This window comes from Rhodospirillaceae bacterium (assembly GCA_018660465.1).
Lineage (GTDB): Bacteria > Pseudomonadota > Alphaproteobacteria > Rhodospirillales > JABJKH01 > JABJKH01.
This window is the reverse complement of the sequence record JABJKH010000008.1, coordinates 15,724-31,767: the sequence shown is the minus strand read 5'-3', so window position 1 is coordinate 31,767 and position 16,044 is coordinate 15,724. Positions and strand designations below refer to the sequence as shown.

General features: G+C 51.8%; 13 protein-coding genes. 7 read left to right on the top strand and 6 right to left on the bottom strand.

Translation table 11 applies throughout. From position 1 onward, the window contains the following. Positions 1 to 13 precede the first annotated feature (13 nt). The 4 genes from HOM51_01475 to HOM51_01460 are packed head-to-tail and all read left to right on the top strand — an operon-like array spanning position 14 to position 4,810. On the top strand, positions 14 to 1,237 hold the full coding sequence (locus HOM51_01475) for an MFS transporter (GenBank protein ID MBT5033165.1): 1,224 nt from the start codon (positions 14 to 16) through the stop codon (positions 1,235 to 1,237). Between the two features lie 33 nt (positions 1,238 to 1,270). Further along, complete coding sequence (locus HOM51_01470) at positions 1,271 to 2,122, top strand: MoxR family ATPase (protein MBT5033164.1); 852 nt, start codon at positions 1,271 to 1,273, stop codon at positions 2,120 to 2,122. A 10-nt stretch (positions 2,123 to 2,132) separates the two neighbouring features. Then, positions 2,133 to 3,311 carry a VWA domain-containing protein gene (locus HOM51_01465; GenBank protein MBT5033163.1) on the top strand — a complete coding sequence of 393 codons (1,179 nt, stop codon included), beginning with the start codon at positions 2,133 to 2,135 and terminating at the stop codon, positions 3,309 to 3,311. A gap of 38 nt (positions 3,312 to 3,349) precedes the next feature. Continuing rightward, positions 3,350 to 4,810 carry an alkaline phosphatase gene (locus tag HOM51_01460; protein MBT5033162.1) on the top strand — a complete coding sequence of 487 codons (1,461 nt, stop codon included), beginning with the start codon at positions 3,350 to 3,352 and terminating at the stop codon, positions 4,808 to 4,810. A gap of 5 nt (positions 4,811 to 4,815) precedes the next feature. Here the strand turns inward: HOM51_01460 and HOM51_01455 are convergent, their stop codons facing one another. The 4 genes from HOM51_01455 to HOM51_01440 form a co-directional block, all read right to left on the bottom strand. Next, positions 4,816 to 5,364: a peptidylprolyl isomerase gene (locus tag HOM51_01455; GenBank protein MBT5033161.1), complete on the bottom strand. Its 549-nt coding sequence runs from the start codon at positions 5,362 to 5,364 to the stop codon at positions 4,816 to 4,818. Between the two features lie 102 nt (positions 5,365 to 5,466). Next, positions 5,467 to 5,994 (bottom strand): hypothetical protein, encoded by a 528-nt coding sequence (locus HOM51_01450; GenBank protein ID MBT5033160.1) that lies wholly within the window; start codon positions 5,992 to 5,994, stop codon positions 5,467 to 5,469. 149 nt (positions 5,995 to 6,143) lie between these two features. After that, positions 6,144 to 7,121, bottom strand: coding sequence for a methylmalonyl Co-A mutase-associated GTPase MeaB (gene meaB, locus HOM51_01445; GenBank protein MBT5033159.1), 978 nt, complete (start codon positions 7,119 to 7,121; stop codon positions 6,144 to 6,146). Positions 7,122 to 7,197: 76 nt separating this feature from the next. Beyond that, the gene (locus HOM51_01440) at positions 7,198 to 7,701 is read right to left on the bottom strand and encodes a hypothetical protein (protein ID MBT5033158.1); all 504 of its coding nucleotides are present in this window, start codon (positions 7,699 to 7,701) and stop codon (positions 7,198 to 7,200) included. Positions 7,702 to 7,864: 163 nt separating this feature from the next. Here HOM51_01440 and HOM51_01435 point away from each other — a divergent pair, with 163 nt between their 5' ends. After that, on the top strand, positions 7,865 to 9,103 hold the full coding sequence (locus HOM51_01435) for a glycerate kinase (GenBank protein ID MBT5033157.1): 1,239 nt from the start codon (positions 7,865 to 7,867) through the stop codon (positions 9,101 to 9,103). Positions 9,104 to 9,107: 4 nt separating this feature from the next. Here the strand turns inward: HOM51_01435 and HOM51_01430 are convergent, their stop codons facing one another. Further along, entirely contained in the window at positions 9,108 to 10,451 is a 1,344-nt protein-coding gene (locus HOM51_01430) for a hypothetical protein (protein ID MBT5033156.1), read from the bottom strand. 384 nt (positions 10,452 to 10,835) lie between these two features. Here HOM51_01430 and HOM51_01425 point away from each other — a divergent pair, with 384 nt between their 5' ends. Then, positions 10,836 to 11,726 (top strand): sulfite exporter TauE/SafE family protein, encoded by an 891-nt coding sequence (locus HOM51_01425; GenBank protein ID MBT5033155.1) that lies wholly within the window; start codon positions 10,836 to 10,838, stop codon positions 11,724 to 11,726. A gap of 24 nt (positions 11,727 to 11,750) precedes the next feature. After that, positions 11,751 to 12,626 carry an AEC family transporter gene (locus HOM51_01420; protein MBT5033154.1) on the top strand — a complete coding sequence of 292 codons (876 nt, stop codon included), beginning with the start codon at positions 11,751 to 11,753 and terminating at the stop codon, positions 12,624 to 12,626. On the opposite strand, the gene HOM51_01415 is transcribed toward HOM51_01420, so the two are convergent. Further along, positions 12,623 to 16,033 (bottom strand): indolepyruvate ferredoxin oxidoreductase family protein, encoded by a 3,411-nt coding sequence (locus HOM51_01415; GenBank protein ID MBT5033153.1) that lies wholly within the window; start codon positions 16,031 to 16,033, stop codon positions 12,623 to 12,625. The genes HOM51_01420 and HOM51_01415 overlap by 4 nt on opposite strands. Positions 16,034 to 16,044: the final 11 nt, after the last annotated feature.

The following is a 16,044-nucleotide window of genomic DNA, read 5'->3' as shown; positions in this document are numbered from 1 at the left end:
AGCCTTGCTGATTATTTCTGACCTCAAGCAATTTGTTGCGGACAGTCGCGGGAACTGGCGACGGCCTGAGGTGTTGTTCGTTCTGGTTGGCATCGCCACCGCAATATCAACCAATACCTGGCAGGTCCTTCTAAACAACTTTGCGGTTGATAACCTTGGTTTCACCGGCGTTGAAATCGGCTTTTTACAAAGCATACGAGAAATTCCGGGATTCTTGTCGTTTGCGGTGGTGTTCTTGCTGTTGCTGCTGCGCGAACAGCCGTTGTTGATGATTTCTTTGTTGACGTTGGGGATCGGTACGGCGTTAACCGGAATGTTTCCTTCTATCATAGGCCTGTATTGCCTGACCGTTTTGACGTCCATCGGGTTTCATTATTATGAGGCAGTAAATCAATCGCTGATCCTGCAATGGATCGATAAGAAAAAATCTCCACATTTTTTCGGTCAGCTCATTGCGATTGGGTCGTTTGCGGCGTTGATTGTCTTCGGCCTAATTTATCTCGCACGCACTCAATTCAATGTAGATCTGAAATGGATGTACCTGGCCAGTGGCGGAGTGACCATATTGATTACGATCTTCATCTGGATCGGTTTTCCGCGCTTTCCCGAAAAGTCCGAACAAAATAAGAAATTGGTTCTCAGGCCCCAATACTGGCTGTTCTATTGCCTGACGTTTATGGCCGGGGCCAGACGGCAAATCTTTTTTGTCTTTGCCGGCTTCATGATGGTCGAAAAATTTGGCTATCAGCCAGAAGATATCGCGTTGATGTTTCTGGCCAATACGGCGTTGAACATCGTCGTTGCCCCGATGATCGGGAAAATGATCGGTAAATGGGGTGAACGCAAAACGCTGACGATCGAATATGTTGGGTTGATCGCGATCTTCACCGCTTACGCTTTTGTCGAGGTCGCGTGGATTGCCGTTGCCCTCTACATCCTTGATCACATGTTCTTCGCCATGCGGATTGCCATCAAAACGTATTTCCAAAAGATCGCCGACCCCAAAGACATCGCGTCCAGCATGGGCGTTAGCTTCACCATCAATCACACGGCCGCAGTGGTAATTCCGGCGGCATTCGGGCTTATCTGGGTGATTTCACCCGCGGCGGTTTTCTTTGCCGGTGCGGGTATGGCGGTGGTATCACTGATCTTGGGGTTACTGGTACCGACAACGCCGACCCAGGAAAATGTCGCAATTGTCGGCCGCTATCGGGTTGCACCAGAACCAGCTGAGTAGGTTCAGGGCATACACAAGGACGGGAAGGCTCTTATGGAAAAACGGTTTGAGGGAACGGATAGTTTTGTTGCCACTGAAGACTTAATGGTGGCGGTCAATGCAGCGGTGAAACTGGAACGCCCGTTGTTGATCAAGGGGGAACCCGGCACAGGAAAGACGGTTCTTGCGACCGAAATCGCCAAGGCTCTCGATAAAAATCTCATCCAGTGGCACATCAAATCAACCACCAAGGCGCAGCAAGGGCTTTATGAATATGACGCCGTCGCGCGGCTCAGAGATTCTCAGCTTGGCGACGAGCGTGTCCATGATATTTCTAATTACATTTTGCCCGGTCGTTTGTGGGAAGCTTTTGAGGCCACCGACCGGCCTGTTCTATTGATCGATGAAATTGATAAGGCCGACATAGAGTTCCCCAACGATCTGTTGTTGGAATTGGACCGAATGGAATTCCATGTTTATGAGACCAAGGAAACCATCCGCGCGACCAGCCGCCCAATTGTTGTAATCACGTCAAATAACGAAAAAGAATTACCGGATGCATTTCTCAGGCGCTGCTTTTTTCATTACATCCAGTTTCCTGATGCCGAGACCATGAGCCGGATCATTGATGTACATTATCCTGGAATTCAAAAGCGCTTGGTGTCAGAGGCCTTGAACGCGTTTTACGAAATCCGCGAAGTGCCGGGCTTAAAGAAAAAGCCGACCACGTCAGAGCTATTGGATTGGATCAAACTACTGATGATCGAAGACGTGCCACTGGAAACGTTGCGCTCAGAAAATAGGAACGACCTGATCCCGCCATTGTACGGCGCGCTGCTGAAAAACGAACAAGATGTCCAGATGTTCGAACGCCTGGCATTTCTGCATCGGCGCGAAGGAAGGTAGGAGGGGCGCAATGTTCGTCGACTTCTTTCTGGAGCTTCGAAACGCTGCAATACCGGTGAGTTTGCGCGAATACCTGACGTTGATGGAGGCCATGGATGAAGGTCTCGCCGAATATTCTATAGATGAATTCTATTACCTGAGCCGGTCTTGTTTGGTGAAGGATGAAACCAACCTGGATAAGTTTGACCGGGTGTTTGGTCATGTCTTTAAGGGTTTGGAACCACCGGAAGATGAAGACGGAACGACAGAAATTCCCGACGAGTGGCTGCGTAAAATGGCCGAGAAAATTCTGACCGATGAGGAGAAAGCTCAGATCGAAGCCATGGACGGCTGGGACAAGTTGATGGAGACCCTGGCTGAACGTCTGGCTGAGCAAAAGAAACGTCACCAGGGCGGATCAAAGTGGATTGGTACTGCTGGTACGTCACCATTCGGGGCCTTCGGATATAACCCGGAAGGGGTCCGCATTGGTCAAAATGAGTCACGTAATCGACGCGCGGTGAAAGTCTGGGACAAGCGCGAATTCAAAAACCTGGATGACAGCGTCGAAATCGGCACGCGTAATATTAAAGTGGCGCTGCGCAGGCTGCGTAAATTCGCGCGCCAAGGGGCGGCAACCGAATTGGATCTAGACGGCACCATTAATGCAACGGCGAAGAAGGGGTATCTGGACCTGCACATGGTGCCGGAACGCCATAATTCGGTGAAGGTTTTGTTGTTTCTGGATGTCGGTGGCTCCATGGATGACCATGTGCGGGTGGTCGAAGAACTGTTTTCCGCCGCCCGGGGTGAATTCAAGCACCTGGAACATTTTTACTTCCACAATTGTCTCTATGACCATGTCTGGCGCGATAATGGAAATTATCAAAGAGACAGGATCGGCACATGGGACCTGCTGCATACTTACGGTTCAGACTACAAAGTTATCTTCGTCGGAGATGCGTCGATGAGCCCATATGAGATCAAGATTGCAGGCGGTGCCGTGGATCATTGGAACGAAGAAGCCGGCGGGTTGTGGATGCAGCGCCTGCTGAATGTTTACCCCAAGGCCATATGGCTGAACCCGGTCAAGCAACAATGGTGGGGACATACGGTCTCAATCGATATTATCCGGCACCTATTGGACGACAGAATGTATCCGATGACGCTGGAGGGGCTTGATCAAGCCATGCGGGAACTTAGCCGTTAGTGAAGAATAATCCTTCCTCATTTACACGGCGTCAGATCATGGCAGGTGCCGCAACTGCTTTGATGGTTGGTGGGATGGGGGGTGCCCAAGCGGGAAGTGACTACCCATTTACGCTCGGTGTTGCATCAGGCGATCCCTTTCCCGATAGCGTGGTGTTGTGGACACGGTTGGCACCTGACCCTTTAAACGGTGGCGGCATGTTGCCTAAGCCACAAAATGTTCACTGGGAAATGGCGACGGACAGCGGCTTTAAAAAAATCGTGCAAACCGGTAAAACAGTGGCCCATCCCGCCTGGGCTCATAGCGTGCACGTGGATGTTAAGGGTCTGCAACCTGGGCGTTCTTATTGGTATCGATTTCACACTGCAAAATTTACCAGCCCAATCGGGAGAACCCGAACCGCCCCGTCGCCATTTTCAAAACCAGAGCAGGTACGCTTCGCCTTTGCATCTTGTCAGAATTACGAACAGGGATATTACACGGCACACCGTCATATGAGCCGGGAAAATTTGGATTTTGTCTTATTCTTAGGTGATTACATTTATGAAAACGGCGCGTGGCCAATCTTTCCCCGAAAGCACAATTCAGATGAAATACTTTCGTTGAATGACTATCGCAATCGATACGCGCTTTATAAGTCGGACCAAGACCTACAGGCCTGCCATGCGGCGCACCCTTGGATCGTGACCTGGGATGATCATGAGGTGGAAAATAATTATGCGGGACTAATCCCTGGTAAGAAGGTCTCTGAAATTCCTTTTACGAAGCGTCGAGAAAATGCCTACAGGGCCTATTACGAGCACATGCCACTTCGCGTGATGTCGCAGCCGGATCGACTAAAAATGAGGCTTTACAGGTACTTCGTATATGGCAATTTGATGGACATGAATGTTCTCGACACCCGCCAATTTAGGACGCCCCTGCCGAAAACGAATGCGGCGATGCAAAACCTGTCGGCAACCATCCTCGGCCCTGCTCAGGAGGCTTGGCTTTATCGACGATTGGGGCGAACCCGTGCGATTTGGAATGTCTTGGCACAGCAGGTCATCATGGCGGATATGGTTGCGGGCCATAACATGTTCGACAAGTGGTCGGGCTATCAGGCGTCTCGCAATCGGTTGTTTCATGTCCTGCGTGAAAATAAGGTGCCAAATCCGATTGTGCTAAGCGGTGACAATCATCGCAACTGGGTGGCGGATTTGCTTGCCGACTTTGATGATTCCGACTCACAAATTATTGGAACGGAATTTATCGGAACGTCGATTTCATCGAACGGTGATGGTCGGGATATGACGCGCAAGGGGCGCAAGCGGTTGAAGAAGAACCCGCATTTCAAATTTTTCAACTACCAACGCGGCTACGTGCGGGCGGAAGTCTCACCCAAGAAATGGCAAACAGATTTTCGCGTTGTTGATCATGTCTCCAGCCCAGGAGCTGATATCAAAACCCGAGCATCATTTATCGTTGAACAGGGTAAACCCGGGGCCCAGAGACTCTAGAACGTCTATTTGACGTCGGCGGCTACCTGCATGCGGACGATTTTGTCGGGGTCGCTCACGGATCCATTGTTGCCCGACGTGCCTTTTTTGATTTTGCCGACGTGGATCATGCCCTTCACCACCCGTCCCCAAACAGTATATTTTCCGTCCAGATGCCGTGTCCGTCCAAAGACAATAAAGAATTGCGAGTCGGCGCTGTTCGGATCAGACGAACGGGCCATGGATAAGGTTCCACGGCGGTGCGGCTCGCTGGAAAATTCTGCGGGTATGTTGACGCCGGAACCGCCAGTGCCATTGCCACTGGGGTCACCACCTTGGGCCATAAACCCAGGAATGACCCGATGAAACGTGAGGCCGTCATAAAAACCCGAGCGCACCAGTTCTTTGATCCTTTTGACATGCTTAGGCGCCAAGTCGGGCCGCATCTCTATAATCACCCGTCCATACGTCAGGTCCAAATAAAGGGTGTTTTCTAAATCGGCGGCGGAACTGTTTTGAGTCATGAATAGTCCTGATAGAAAGAGGGCAGAGGCGAGGAAGATTGTGCGCAGCATGAGATCACTTCAACCGGTTGATATAAATTTATTTGAGGGAGTTTAGCGAAAATTTTTTCGCCTTGGTAGCAATGATTGGCCGCTTGCAGGAAAAAATATTACCTAATCGAACAAAGAGTCGATGTCGTTCTGGTCCAAGGCTTCTTGTCCTTGAAGCTTCGGTCCGCGCAGAAGTTTTTCATCTTCTGTTTCTTCCTGCTCTTCAACTTCGATCTCTTCCAGCTCAGATTTACCCCAGATGTCGACCAGGTTATGAACCCGTTGTTCCACGTAAATCACCGATTTGACGATTTTTGAGACCCGTTGGCCGGTGATGTCTTGAAAAGCACAAGCCTGAAAGACGTTGCTGCCATTATCGACAATTTGATCTAGATATTTGACTTGCTCCGGATCGGTAATGGATTTGCGAAGTTCTGTTACGGCGTTTTCGTTGCCTTCCATGGATTCCATGATGGTGTTAGTCGCTTCTTCCGTCGCTTCGACGATTGCATCCAATTGATCGCTCATGGACTTAAATTGTTCGGTTCCGCCTTGGCCACGGTTAATCGATGCAATTTCTTGGCGCAGCCGCGTTACATAAGAAAACAGGCTAACCAATTCAGCATTTAAGTCTTTACTTGTGGCCGGCATACCGCGCACCAATCCCTACTCAGACGCTTTCCTGTACAAGAAAGCTAGACCAATCCTAACGCAACTATCTAGTAAATCCCAGACTCCATAACACGTCTATGGTTAACGATAGAGGTTAAAATTGTCTAAATGATTGAGAATTAGGGATTTTATTTGTTTTTCGATTGTTTGGGGGATGTTTCTAGATTTTCTAAATAGGTCTCAAATAATGAATTCGCGGCAGATGTTGGCGAAATATCACCGACGGTGATGCTGTGTTCGAGTTCAACAGCTCGGGCGCGTATATTTGGGCTCCCATTGATGCGCTCAAGGGCCAAATCTTGGACTTCAGACCACATCCAGGCCAAGGCCTGTGCGTTGCGTCGCTCTACAATTTCTCCCGAGGATTGGCGCGCATTTTGGCAGCGTTTAATCGAGTCCCAGACTTCGTCAATACCATCAGGGGCCCGTGCCGAGCATTTTAAAACTTCCGGCATCCAAACCGGGGACAAGGGCTGCAATAGGCTCAGGGCCTGGGCGTAGTCGTGGCGGGTTCGTTCCGCGTCATGGGTCAGGCTACCATCGTTCTTATTCACAACGACAATATCAGCTACTTCGATAATGCCTTTCTTCAAACCTTGCAGTTCATCACCACCCGCAGGTGCCAACAGCAAGACAAACACATCGACCAAATCGGCAACAGAAACTTCAGATTGGCCGACGCCAACGGTCTCCACAATCACCACGTCGAATCCAGCGGCTTCAACGCAAAGTATTGCCTCGCGGGTGCGGCGTGTCACACCGCCAAGAGTGCCACGTGAGGGGGAAGGGCGGATGAAGGCATCTTCATGGCGAGATAAATTTTCCATACGCGTTTTGTCACCTAGAATAGAACCGCCTGATCGGTTGCTGGTGGGATCAATAGCCAATACGGCGACCCTGTGGCCTTGGTCGATTAATTGCAGCCCCAGAGCTTCGATGAAGGTAGATTTACCGACTCCCGGAATGCCTGTAAGCCCTACGCGAATGGCGTTTCCAGCGTGGGGTAATAGTCTTTCAATAAGTCCGATCGCGGTTTCCCTGTGGTCGCTGCGGCTGGATTCAATAAGGGTGATGGCTTTGCCCAAAGCACGGACATCGCCAGCCATTACGCTGCTGGCTAAAGCTTTGGTTTCTGGTGAAATTCTTGGCGGGGTTTTTGGCAAGCTAATCGCCGTTCACTGCTTATTTCCGGCCCTTGGGTGGGGCCATTTGACCGGCGAAGGTCGCTACTGCCATGGCTTGGAGCTTTTCACGCTGTTCCGGTGCCAAGTCGTCTAAAACGTTGGCCTTCATTTTGGTTAAAGCCACGGCGCCATTTATCAGCGCTTGCCGCTCCGGTGTCATACTTTTTTTCCGCGTCGATAATGAATCCAGCGCTTGGTCCAGGGCTTGGTGGGTGCCGGTTCGGCGTTGCTGCAGTTGGTGCCGTAGTTTGTCAGGTTCCGATGGCTCCAGGTTATCGCCCGGGGCAATCATTTGGCGGGCTTCGGCGAGGACTTCCATAATCGCCTGGGCGTCTTCTGCTAACGGATCCGCCGCACCGGAGCTGTGAACGATGGTTTTTTCCACCCGAACCTGCTTTTTTACGACTTTTTTCTTTTTGGACGCGCTGCGGCCCTCTAACTTTTTGCGGGCGTTCTTATCCAGCACCACAGACATCAGCGCTTTTGAAACGAATTTCAGCATTCTTTACTGCCCTCAGATCACGAACGTAACCAGTCTATCATACCGACACCGGCCCGAAAATCGGATAAATTATATGTTAGATTTATACCATTAGCCCTTTATTCTCCGTTAAATTCGGTGTCCAAGGTTTAAAATGACCAAGGTCTAAAAATAATAAGTATTCATGATGAATGAAACGTTTTTGAAGTCTTTGTTTGAGCAGGCGGTTGCGGCCGCTGACCCTTTAAAGGTGATCCAAGGCCATTTGCCGCCTGCACCGAAAGGCAAAACTGTCGTTATCGGTTTTGGAAAAGCTGCGGCCTCCATGGCGCGGGCAGTTGAAGAACACTGGAGCGGGAACCTAACTGGGCTTGTGGTCACGCGATATGAGCACGGGATGGATTGTCAGAACATTCGTGTGGTGGAGGCTGGGCACCCCTTGCCTGACGCCGCAGGCAATGAAGCCGCGGAAGAGATATTCAGCCGAGTTCAAGGTCTTAGCAGTGATGATCTGGTTCTGTGTCTATGCTCTGGCGGGGGGTCTGCGCTGTTTTCATTACCTGCACCTGGATTGACCCTGTATGAAAAACAAGCGGTGAACCGGGCATTGCTGCGCTCTGGGGCCAATATTTCGGAAATGAATTGCGTTCGTAAGCATTTGTCTGCGGTAAAAGGCGGACGATTGGCGGTGGCGGCCCATCCGGCGACCGTTGTGACCTTGGCAATTTCCGATGTTCCTGGCGATGATCCGGCGGTAATCGCTTCCGGGCCAACTGTCGCCGACCCAACGACCTTGGCCGACGCAAGAGCCGTTGTGGATAAGTATAAGCTGGAGGTTTCCCCGACTGTTATGGATTGCCTGAACAACCCGGCCATGGAAACGCCGAAACCTGGTGATTCGGGCCTATCGAAATCGTCGTTCGCCCTGATCTCCACACCTGCTGAGGCGCTGCAAGCGGCCGCAAAATATGCCGAGAAAGAAGGCGTTAGGGCGGTTGTATTGGGTGACGATATAGAGGGCGAGGCCCGAGAAGTTGCGGGCGATCACGCTCATCAGGCGCTGCAATCTGGGCAGGAAAAACGAGTCTTAATTTCAGGTGGGGAAACCACAGTGACATTAACCGGCACAGGTCGGGGAGGGCGCAATGCCGAGTATTTGCTGTCCTTAGCGATTGAATTGGACGGGCATCCTGGGATTTGGGCCATTGCGTGCGATACAGACGGCATAGATGGCAGTGAAGACAACGCAGGTGCGATCCTTCGCCCAGATACGCTGGCTCGGGCTAAGAATTTGGGATTGGATGCCGTGGCCATGCTGGCCAACAATGATGCGTATGGGTTCTTCGATGCGTTGGGAGATTTGGTGATAACCGGTCCGACCCAAACCAATGTAAATGATTTTCGGGCAATACTCATTGCCTAGCGGTCTATTCCTCGACAGGGACTTCTTCGTCTTTGCCAATCGGGTTCTCAGTCCAACGCAGATAGAATATTAGGCGCGCCTTACGTTCACCATCGGAACGGCCTTGGCTTGCGACAAACGATTTATGAACTTGTTTTATGTATTCCGCAGGATGGGCGTAGTAGGCCCATAAGGCAATTAGTTCACCGCAATAATCTGGATACATATCGACCCGATCACAGATGAATCGCCGTGTCGCACCAGGCTCTCCAGACTGGTATTCCTCATCCATAATCTGGGCTGTGGCCTGAAGGCTGTTTTTAACGTCATCAAGTTTGTAATCGAAGAGGACTTGGAAAAGGCCAAAATCATCCAGTTTCGGTGGGCTGTAATTATCTTCTTTCGCGGGTTTGGTCACGGCATCCCAAAATTTCATCGGCCACTCAACTTTTGGGCCCGTCGCGCCACCGACTGCTGGTTCTTCTGATTTTTTCAAACCAAGTTTCGCGAGGAAGCCCTTCTTTTCTCCCTTGGCATCCTTGCCTTTCTTCTTCTTTTTACGGGATTTCTGTTCCATTCGGACCGTTCCCTGGGTCGTATTCATGAGTTCTAACCACAAGGTGCGGACGGTATTTTCTTTTTCAGAGAGGGAAAATTGATATTCAAAATACGCGTCGTTTAGTTCGGCTGGGTTAACCGACGTTCCCATATTACGAATGCGACGATTTTTTATTACTTCGGGGCCGATATATTTCTGAATTGCATCACTAAATCGATTGGCAAATTTCTCCGAGAATATATAGGGCTGTGGTTCGCTACCTGAATCCGGCAATTGAAACGGTTTTAAGCGTAGGAGAATATGCTTGGCCAGATATTTGATCAGAAGCTCTTCAAATCCTGGACCCGCAGCTACCTGTTGTTCAGCGGGAGCCTCCTCCTTCGCTTCCTCTGGTTCGGTTTGTGGTGGGGCGGGGTCATCAGCTTCAGGCTTTGGCTCTGGTTTTGCAGCAGGGGCAGGGGCCGCTGCTTCTGGCTTAGGTTCAGGATCTGCCGCTGGCTCAGTGACCGCGGCCGCCGCAGCCGCAGCCATCGCAGCACCTGCACCCGCCGCTGCACCAGCTTTCGGTTTCGGAAGGAGCGAAAATGGCGTTAAGGCCTTGGTCGCACGGATTTTTTTATCAGATAACTCTGACTTTTTATTGATGAATGCGATGATCATCCCGGACAAGTCAGCGCACGCCTGATCGCCTACTTTATGCTCGGCCAGCATAGCTTGAACGGCATCCTGCACGGTCGCGGACAAGTTCTCCGCATCCGGGGTTTCCGAAATACGCTTTTGCCAGTATGGAAAGCTTGCCTGTTCAGCCATTTATCAGCACTCGTACGCCCAACTAAGCATAAGATAGTACTCATGCGAACCCAATGAAGGAATATGCTTCCCTAGATTTGGACCGCAGCACGCGTATCTTACGCCAATTCTCCCTAAGAAATAAAATAATTTTCCAAGTTAGCTCTATGTCCTATCTACACCAACGGATATTAACAGATTGCTAACCATATATGAAAGTAGCCACGACAATGTGAATTGCCAGACTTATTTTGATTAATTAGAAGCGTTTGCTAGGGATAGCTTGCTTCTGTTAATAACTCCACCGGTTCGTGAAATTGGTGTTTATTCAAAATCTGCCGTGCGGTTGTTTTTCCTCGTATTTCTCCGGGGACGCGGTGATCCACTCAAATAGGGGTTCTGTTTATGGATTGGGTCCAATATTGGTTCATGTTTCCGATTTCGATATGTGTCGCGACAATCGCGATGTTGAGCGGAATTGGGGGCGCAGCTTATTTTATTCCGATTTTTGCAATTATTTTCCCAATTCTTGGGCCTGAGTACGTTCAGCCCATGGTCGCGTCCATAGCCGTCGCGTTGTTTACCGAAACATTCGGGTTCGCATCGGGTTTTGTCGGCTATCGCCGTCGCCGTTTAATTGATTACGGTATGGCGAAGTCATTTCTGGTTTTTGCTGTGCCGTGTGGCATCGCCGGGGCTTTGCTGGCATTCGTGATTAACGAAGAACTTTTGAAATTAGGCTATGGACTGCTGATGTTGATCCTGGCCTATGTTCTGTTAAAGGGCCACTCTGTTGACGAAGAACATATCGGCGAAGACGGCGCGATCCATTACAATACGTCGTATCCCATTGAAAAACGTTCGGTAACGGACCGGGATAACAACACCTACAACTATCACTTCCATTGGCCACGCAAGGGCGGAGCACTAATCGGACTTGGTGGACTGTTAACAGGTGTGCTTGGGGTTGGGATTGGAGAAGTTACGCTTCCCCTATTGGCGCGTCGGTATCGGGTTCATATTCCTGTTGCGGCGGCGACGTCCATCTTGGTGGTGATCATCACCGTGATGAGCGCGTCGTTTACGCAGTTTTCCAAGATGATACAGGAAGGTGGGATTAATGCGGTGCCCTGGAACCTAATTTGCTATACGGTGCCTGCCGTGATCATCGGTGGGCAAATTGGCCCCCGGCTTCAGGGTCTGATCGCCACCCGTAAGGTAGAGATGCTGATTGGCTCGTTATTTACGGTGATTGGTCTGGCCTTTATCTGGATTGTTTCCAGGAACTTTTTTTAACGACCACGAAAAAGACTTCCGGCCATGCTGCTTCAATTACTTGAGATCGTCGCCCCCGTATTTATTTGTACGGCGATTGGGTATGGCTGGATAAAGGCGGGCTTACCCTCTGATACGACACTGGCTAGCGCCCTGGTGCTTAATATCGGCACACCGTGCTTGGTGTTTTATACCCTGACAGCAATCAACCTCGATCCGGCCGCTTTTGGCGAGATGGCCATCGCCGCTCTGGCCGTGTTGGCGGGGGCATTGGCGGTGAGTTGGGCAATGCTGGCGATGGTTAGGTTGCCCCAACGGTCATTTTTGCCTGCGTTGATCCTGCCGAATATGGGGAATATGGGTTTGCCGTTGGCGCTGTTTGCGTTTGGTGAAAAAGGATTGGCCCTGGCCATCGCCCTATTTTCCATCATCGCGATTGCACAGTTTACGTTGGGGCTGGGAATCGCGGCTGGATCAATGACGTTCAAAGTCGCCGTACGCCAGCCGATCCTCTATGCCGTTGCCGTGGCGTTGGTGTTTATGAGCGGTGATATGACGCCACCAAAATGGATTTTAGAAACCACCAAGCTTTTGGGCGGCATCACCATCCCGCTGCTTCTGATCACATTGGGGATTACCTTGGGTCAAATCAAAATGGGCAGCCTCAAGCGGGCCTTGCCACTTTCAGTGTTTCGATTGGCATCAGGCTTTGTGGTGGGCATTTTGGTTGCAGAACTCATGGGGCTTGAAGGAATGGCTAAGGGCGTCGTGATATTACAATCTTCCATGCCTGTGGCGGTCTTCAGCTATCTATTCGCGGTGACCTTTAAACAGGACCCAGAAGACGTCGCAAGTCTAACCATGATCTCAACCCTACTGACATTCGCGACCTTGCCAGCGCTTTTGTGGTTTGTGATTTAGCGACTGCGGAATGCCGTCAGCAACGACTGCTCCGTCGTCTTCGCCTTAGCGATTGATTTATCCTTCACATGGCCGAAGCCTCGGATTGATTGGGCGTTCGCTGCTAAGTCGCAGGCGGTTTCAAAATTATCCGCAGAAAGATTAGCCAGAATATCATCCATGAGAGCTTCGAACTCGGTGATTAGGCGGCGTTCTGTTCGTCGTTCTTTCAATCTGCCAAAGGGATCGAAAGGCGTGCCGCGTAGGTTTTTGAACTTCGCCAAGACGCGAAACGTGCGCATCATCCAGCTGCCGAATTCCTTTTTCCTGGGCTCGCCTGTGCGAAGGTCACGGTTTGCCAGCCAGGGCGGCGCGAGATGAAACGATAGTTTTATCTCACCATCGAATTGGGCCCGAAGCTTATCCTGGAAGGGCCTCTCTGTGAACAGCCGTGCGACCTCGTATTCGTCCTTATAGGCCAGCAGCTTGAAATAAGATCGCGCCACGGCATCGGCGAGACCCGATTTCCCCAAGGCGTCTTCGGCCTGCTGTGTTCGTGTAACCAAAGCCCGGTATCGGGCGGCGTAGGCTTCATCTTGATAGGCAATCAGCTCATCGGCGCGGTGGTCAACGATGGATTTGCGCTCCACTACCTGATCCGTTCCAAACCCGGCAAGGTCTTTAACCCAATCACCATCATGGGCCGCATGGCGCCCCCAGATGAATGCGTTCCTGTTAAAGTCGACAGCGACTCCATTGAGTTCAATGGCGGCGTCTATGCTCGCTGCATGAAGTGGGATCAATCCTTTCTGGTAGGCAAACCCGACAAGGAAAAGATTGGTTGCAATAGAATCACCCAACAGGGCCGTCGCAATCTTGGTCGCTTCCAGGACGTGGGTACGATCAGATCCAGCCGCATTTTCTAAAGCGCCTACGAGTTCTTCGCCGGGAAATACCAAGTCAGGGGACTGTAAAAAATTAGGCGTCATGGTTTCATGTCGATTGACCACGGCAGAAGATTGCCCAGGGGTGAGTGCTGCCAAGGTTTCCTCTCCCGCTGAAGCAACCAGGTCACATCCTAAAAGTAGGTTCGCAGAGCCCGGCCCTAACCGCAGGGCATGGAGAGCATTCGCTTTGTCACCGATGCGCAAGTGGGCGAAGACGGCGCCGTTCTTTTGTGCCATGCCGGTGATCTCCAGCAGGGACGCTGCCTTGTTTTCCATGTGTGCTGCGGTAGCGAGCAGCGCGCCAATCGTGACCACCCCAGTTCCACCAATACCAGCAATGGCGATGCCGTAGGGCGTTGCTGTGTTGGGAATTTCTGGCTCGGGCAGGGGTGGAAAGACTGTTTCATCCTCAGCCAAGGCAGCGCGCTTATGGAGCGCACCCCCATGCACGGTCACCAAGGCCGGGCAAAAGCCGTTCAAGCAGCTGTAATCTTTGTTGCAAGCCGATTGATCGATGGCCCGCTTGCGGCCAAATTCAGTTTCGACAGGGACTAGGGAGACACAGTTAGACGCCCGACCACAGTCGCCGCAGCCTTCACAGACGGCTTCGTTGATAAAGACGCGCCGGGGCGGGTCGGGGAATTCGCCGCGCTTACGTCGGCGGCGCTTTTCGGCGGCACAGGTCTGATCGTAGACCAGGACCGAAATGCCTTTTTCATGGCGTAGATTGCGCTGCAGTTCATCCAATTCGTCTCGGTGATGGATGGTGACGCCGGACGCGAAGTCGGCACCGAGGGGATATTTATCCGGCTCGTCGCTAACCACGATGATGCGCCCCGCGCCCTCTGCCCGTACTTGCCGCGTGATCATGGGCACATCCAACGGCCCATCCATAGGCTGGCCACCGGTGAGGGCGACGGCATCGTTATAGAGAATCTTGTAGGTCATGTTGACGCCACCCGCGACCGCCGCCCGTAACGCCAACAAACCTGAGTGGAAATAGGTCCCATCGCCAATATTGGTGAAGACATGATCAGTTTCGGTGAAGGGCGCTTGGCCAAGCCAGTTCGCCCCTTCTGCCCCCATATGGGTATAGACCGAATTTTCGCGATCCATCCAGATCGCCATGGTGTGACAGCCGATGCCGGCCAACGTGCGCGTTCCTTCCGGTGTCAGGGTCGATGTGTTATGCGGACATCCGGAGCAGAAATACGGGGTGCGTTTGGATTTAGATGCAGCCGGGGACTGGATACGACCGCGAACGAAATCTAATCTAGACTGGATCGATGGAACGTCGATATATCGAGATAATCGATCGGCGAGGGCTTCGGTAATTTGTGCAGGGCTTAAAACGCCGTAGGAGGGAATGAGTTCCGCACACGTCTCATCGGTTGAACCCACAACGCGGGGGCGATTGTCTGACGGCAGATCATAAAGAATTTCTTTGATCTGAGGCTCAATGATGGGGCGCTTTTCTTCGATGACAAAAATTTCATCCAAACCATTGGCGAAGCGGCGCAGACCCTCTTGCTCCAGCGGCCAGGTCAGACCGATCTTGTAGACCCTCACACCTGCATCATCACCAATACCGAAGTCAGCCAAGGCTTGCATAACTTCAGGATACGACTTGCCTGTGGTGGCGATGCCGATGCGGGGGTTTGGACTGTCCACAACGATACGGTCGAAGGGGTTTGCGCGGGCGAAGGCTTTGGCGGCTTCTAACTTCTGATGGCGCAAGCGGCGTTCTTGATCCAACGACGAATCGGGCCAACGGATATGAAGACCGTCGGGCGGCATGTCGAAGTCTGTCGGCAGGGTGACGTTATTTCTGTCCGCGCCGACATCAACTGTGGCTGAAGAATCCATCAATTCCGACGTGGTTTTCATGGAGACCCAGCAGCCTGCATACCGAGACATCGCCCAGCCCCGAATGCCGAAATCAAGAACGTCTTGAACAGTGGAAGGATTAAGCACTGGGAACTGAGCGTCAATCAGCGCTACCTCGCTCTGGCTGGCGACCGTGGAAGACATGCACGACGGATCATCTCCAGCGATCACCAGGACACCTCCCAAAGGCGACGTGCCGGCTAGGTTGCCATGGCGGAAGGCATCACCTGATCGGTCGACGCCGGGGCCTTTGCCATACCACATCGCGAACACGCCATCGTATTTGGCACCTTCGAATAGATTGGTTTGTTGGCTGCCCCAGATCGCGGTCGCGGCGAGGTCTTCGTTAACCCCGGCTTGAAATTTTACGTGATGGTCTTCGACAATTTCTGCTGCGCGCCAGAATTCCGTATCGACGGTTCCTAAAGGCGACCCGCGATAGCCGGATACGTAGCCCGCCGTATTGTGGCCCGCAGCCAAGTCCCTGCGTCGCTGCATCAGAGTCAGGCGCGTTAAGGCCTGAACGCCGGAGATTAAAATCCGCCCGTCTGTTACCGTGTATTTATCTTCCAGCGTTATCTTCGCCGTCGCCATGCCGAAACATC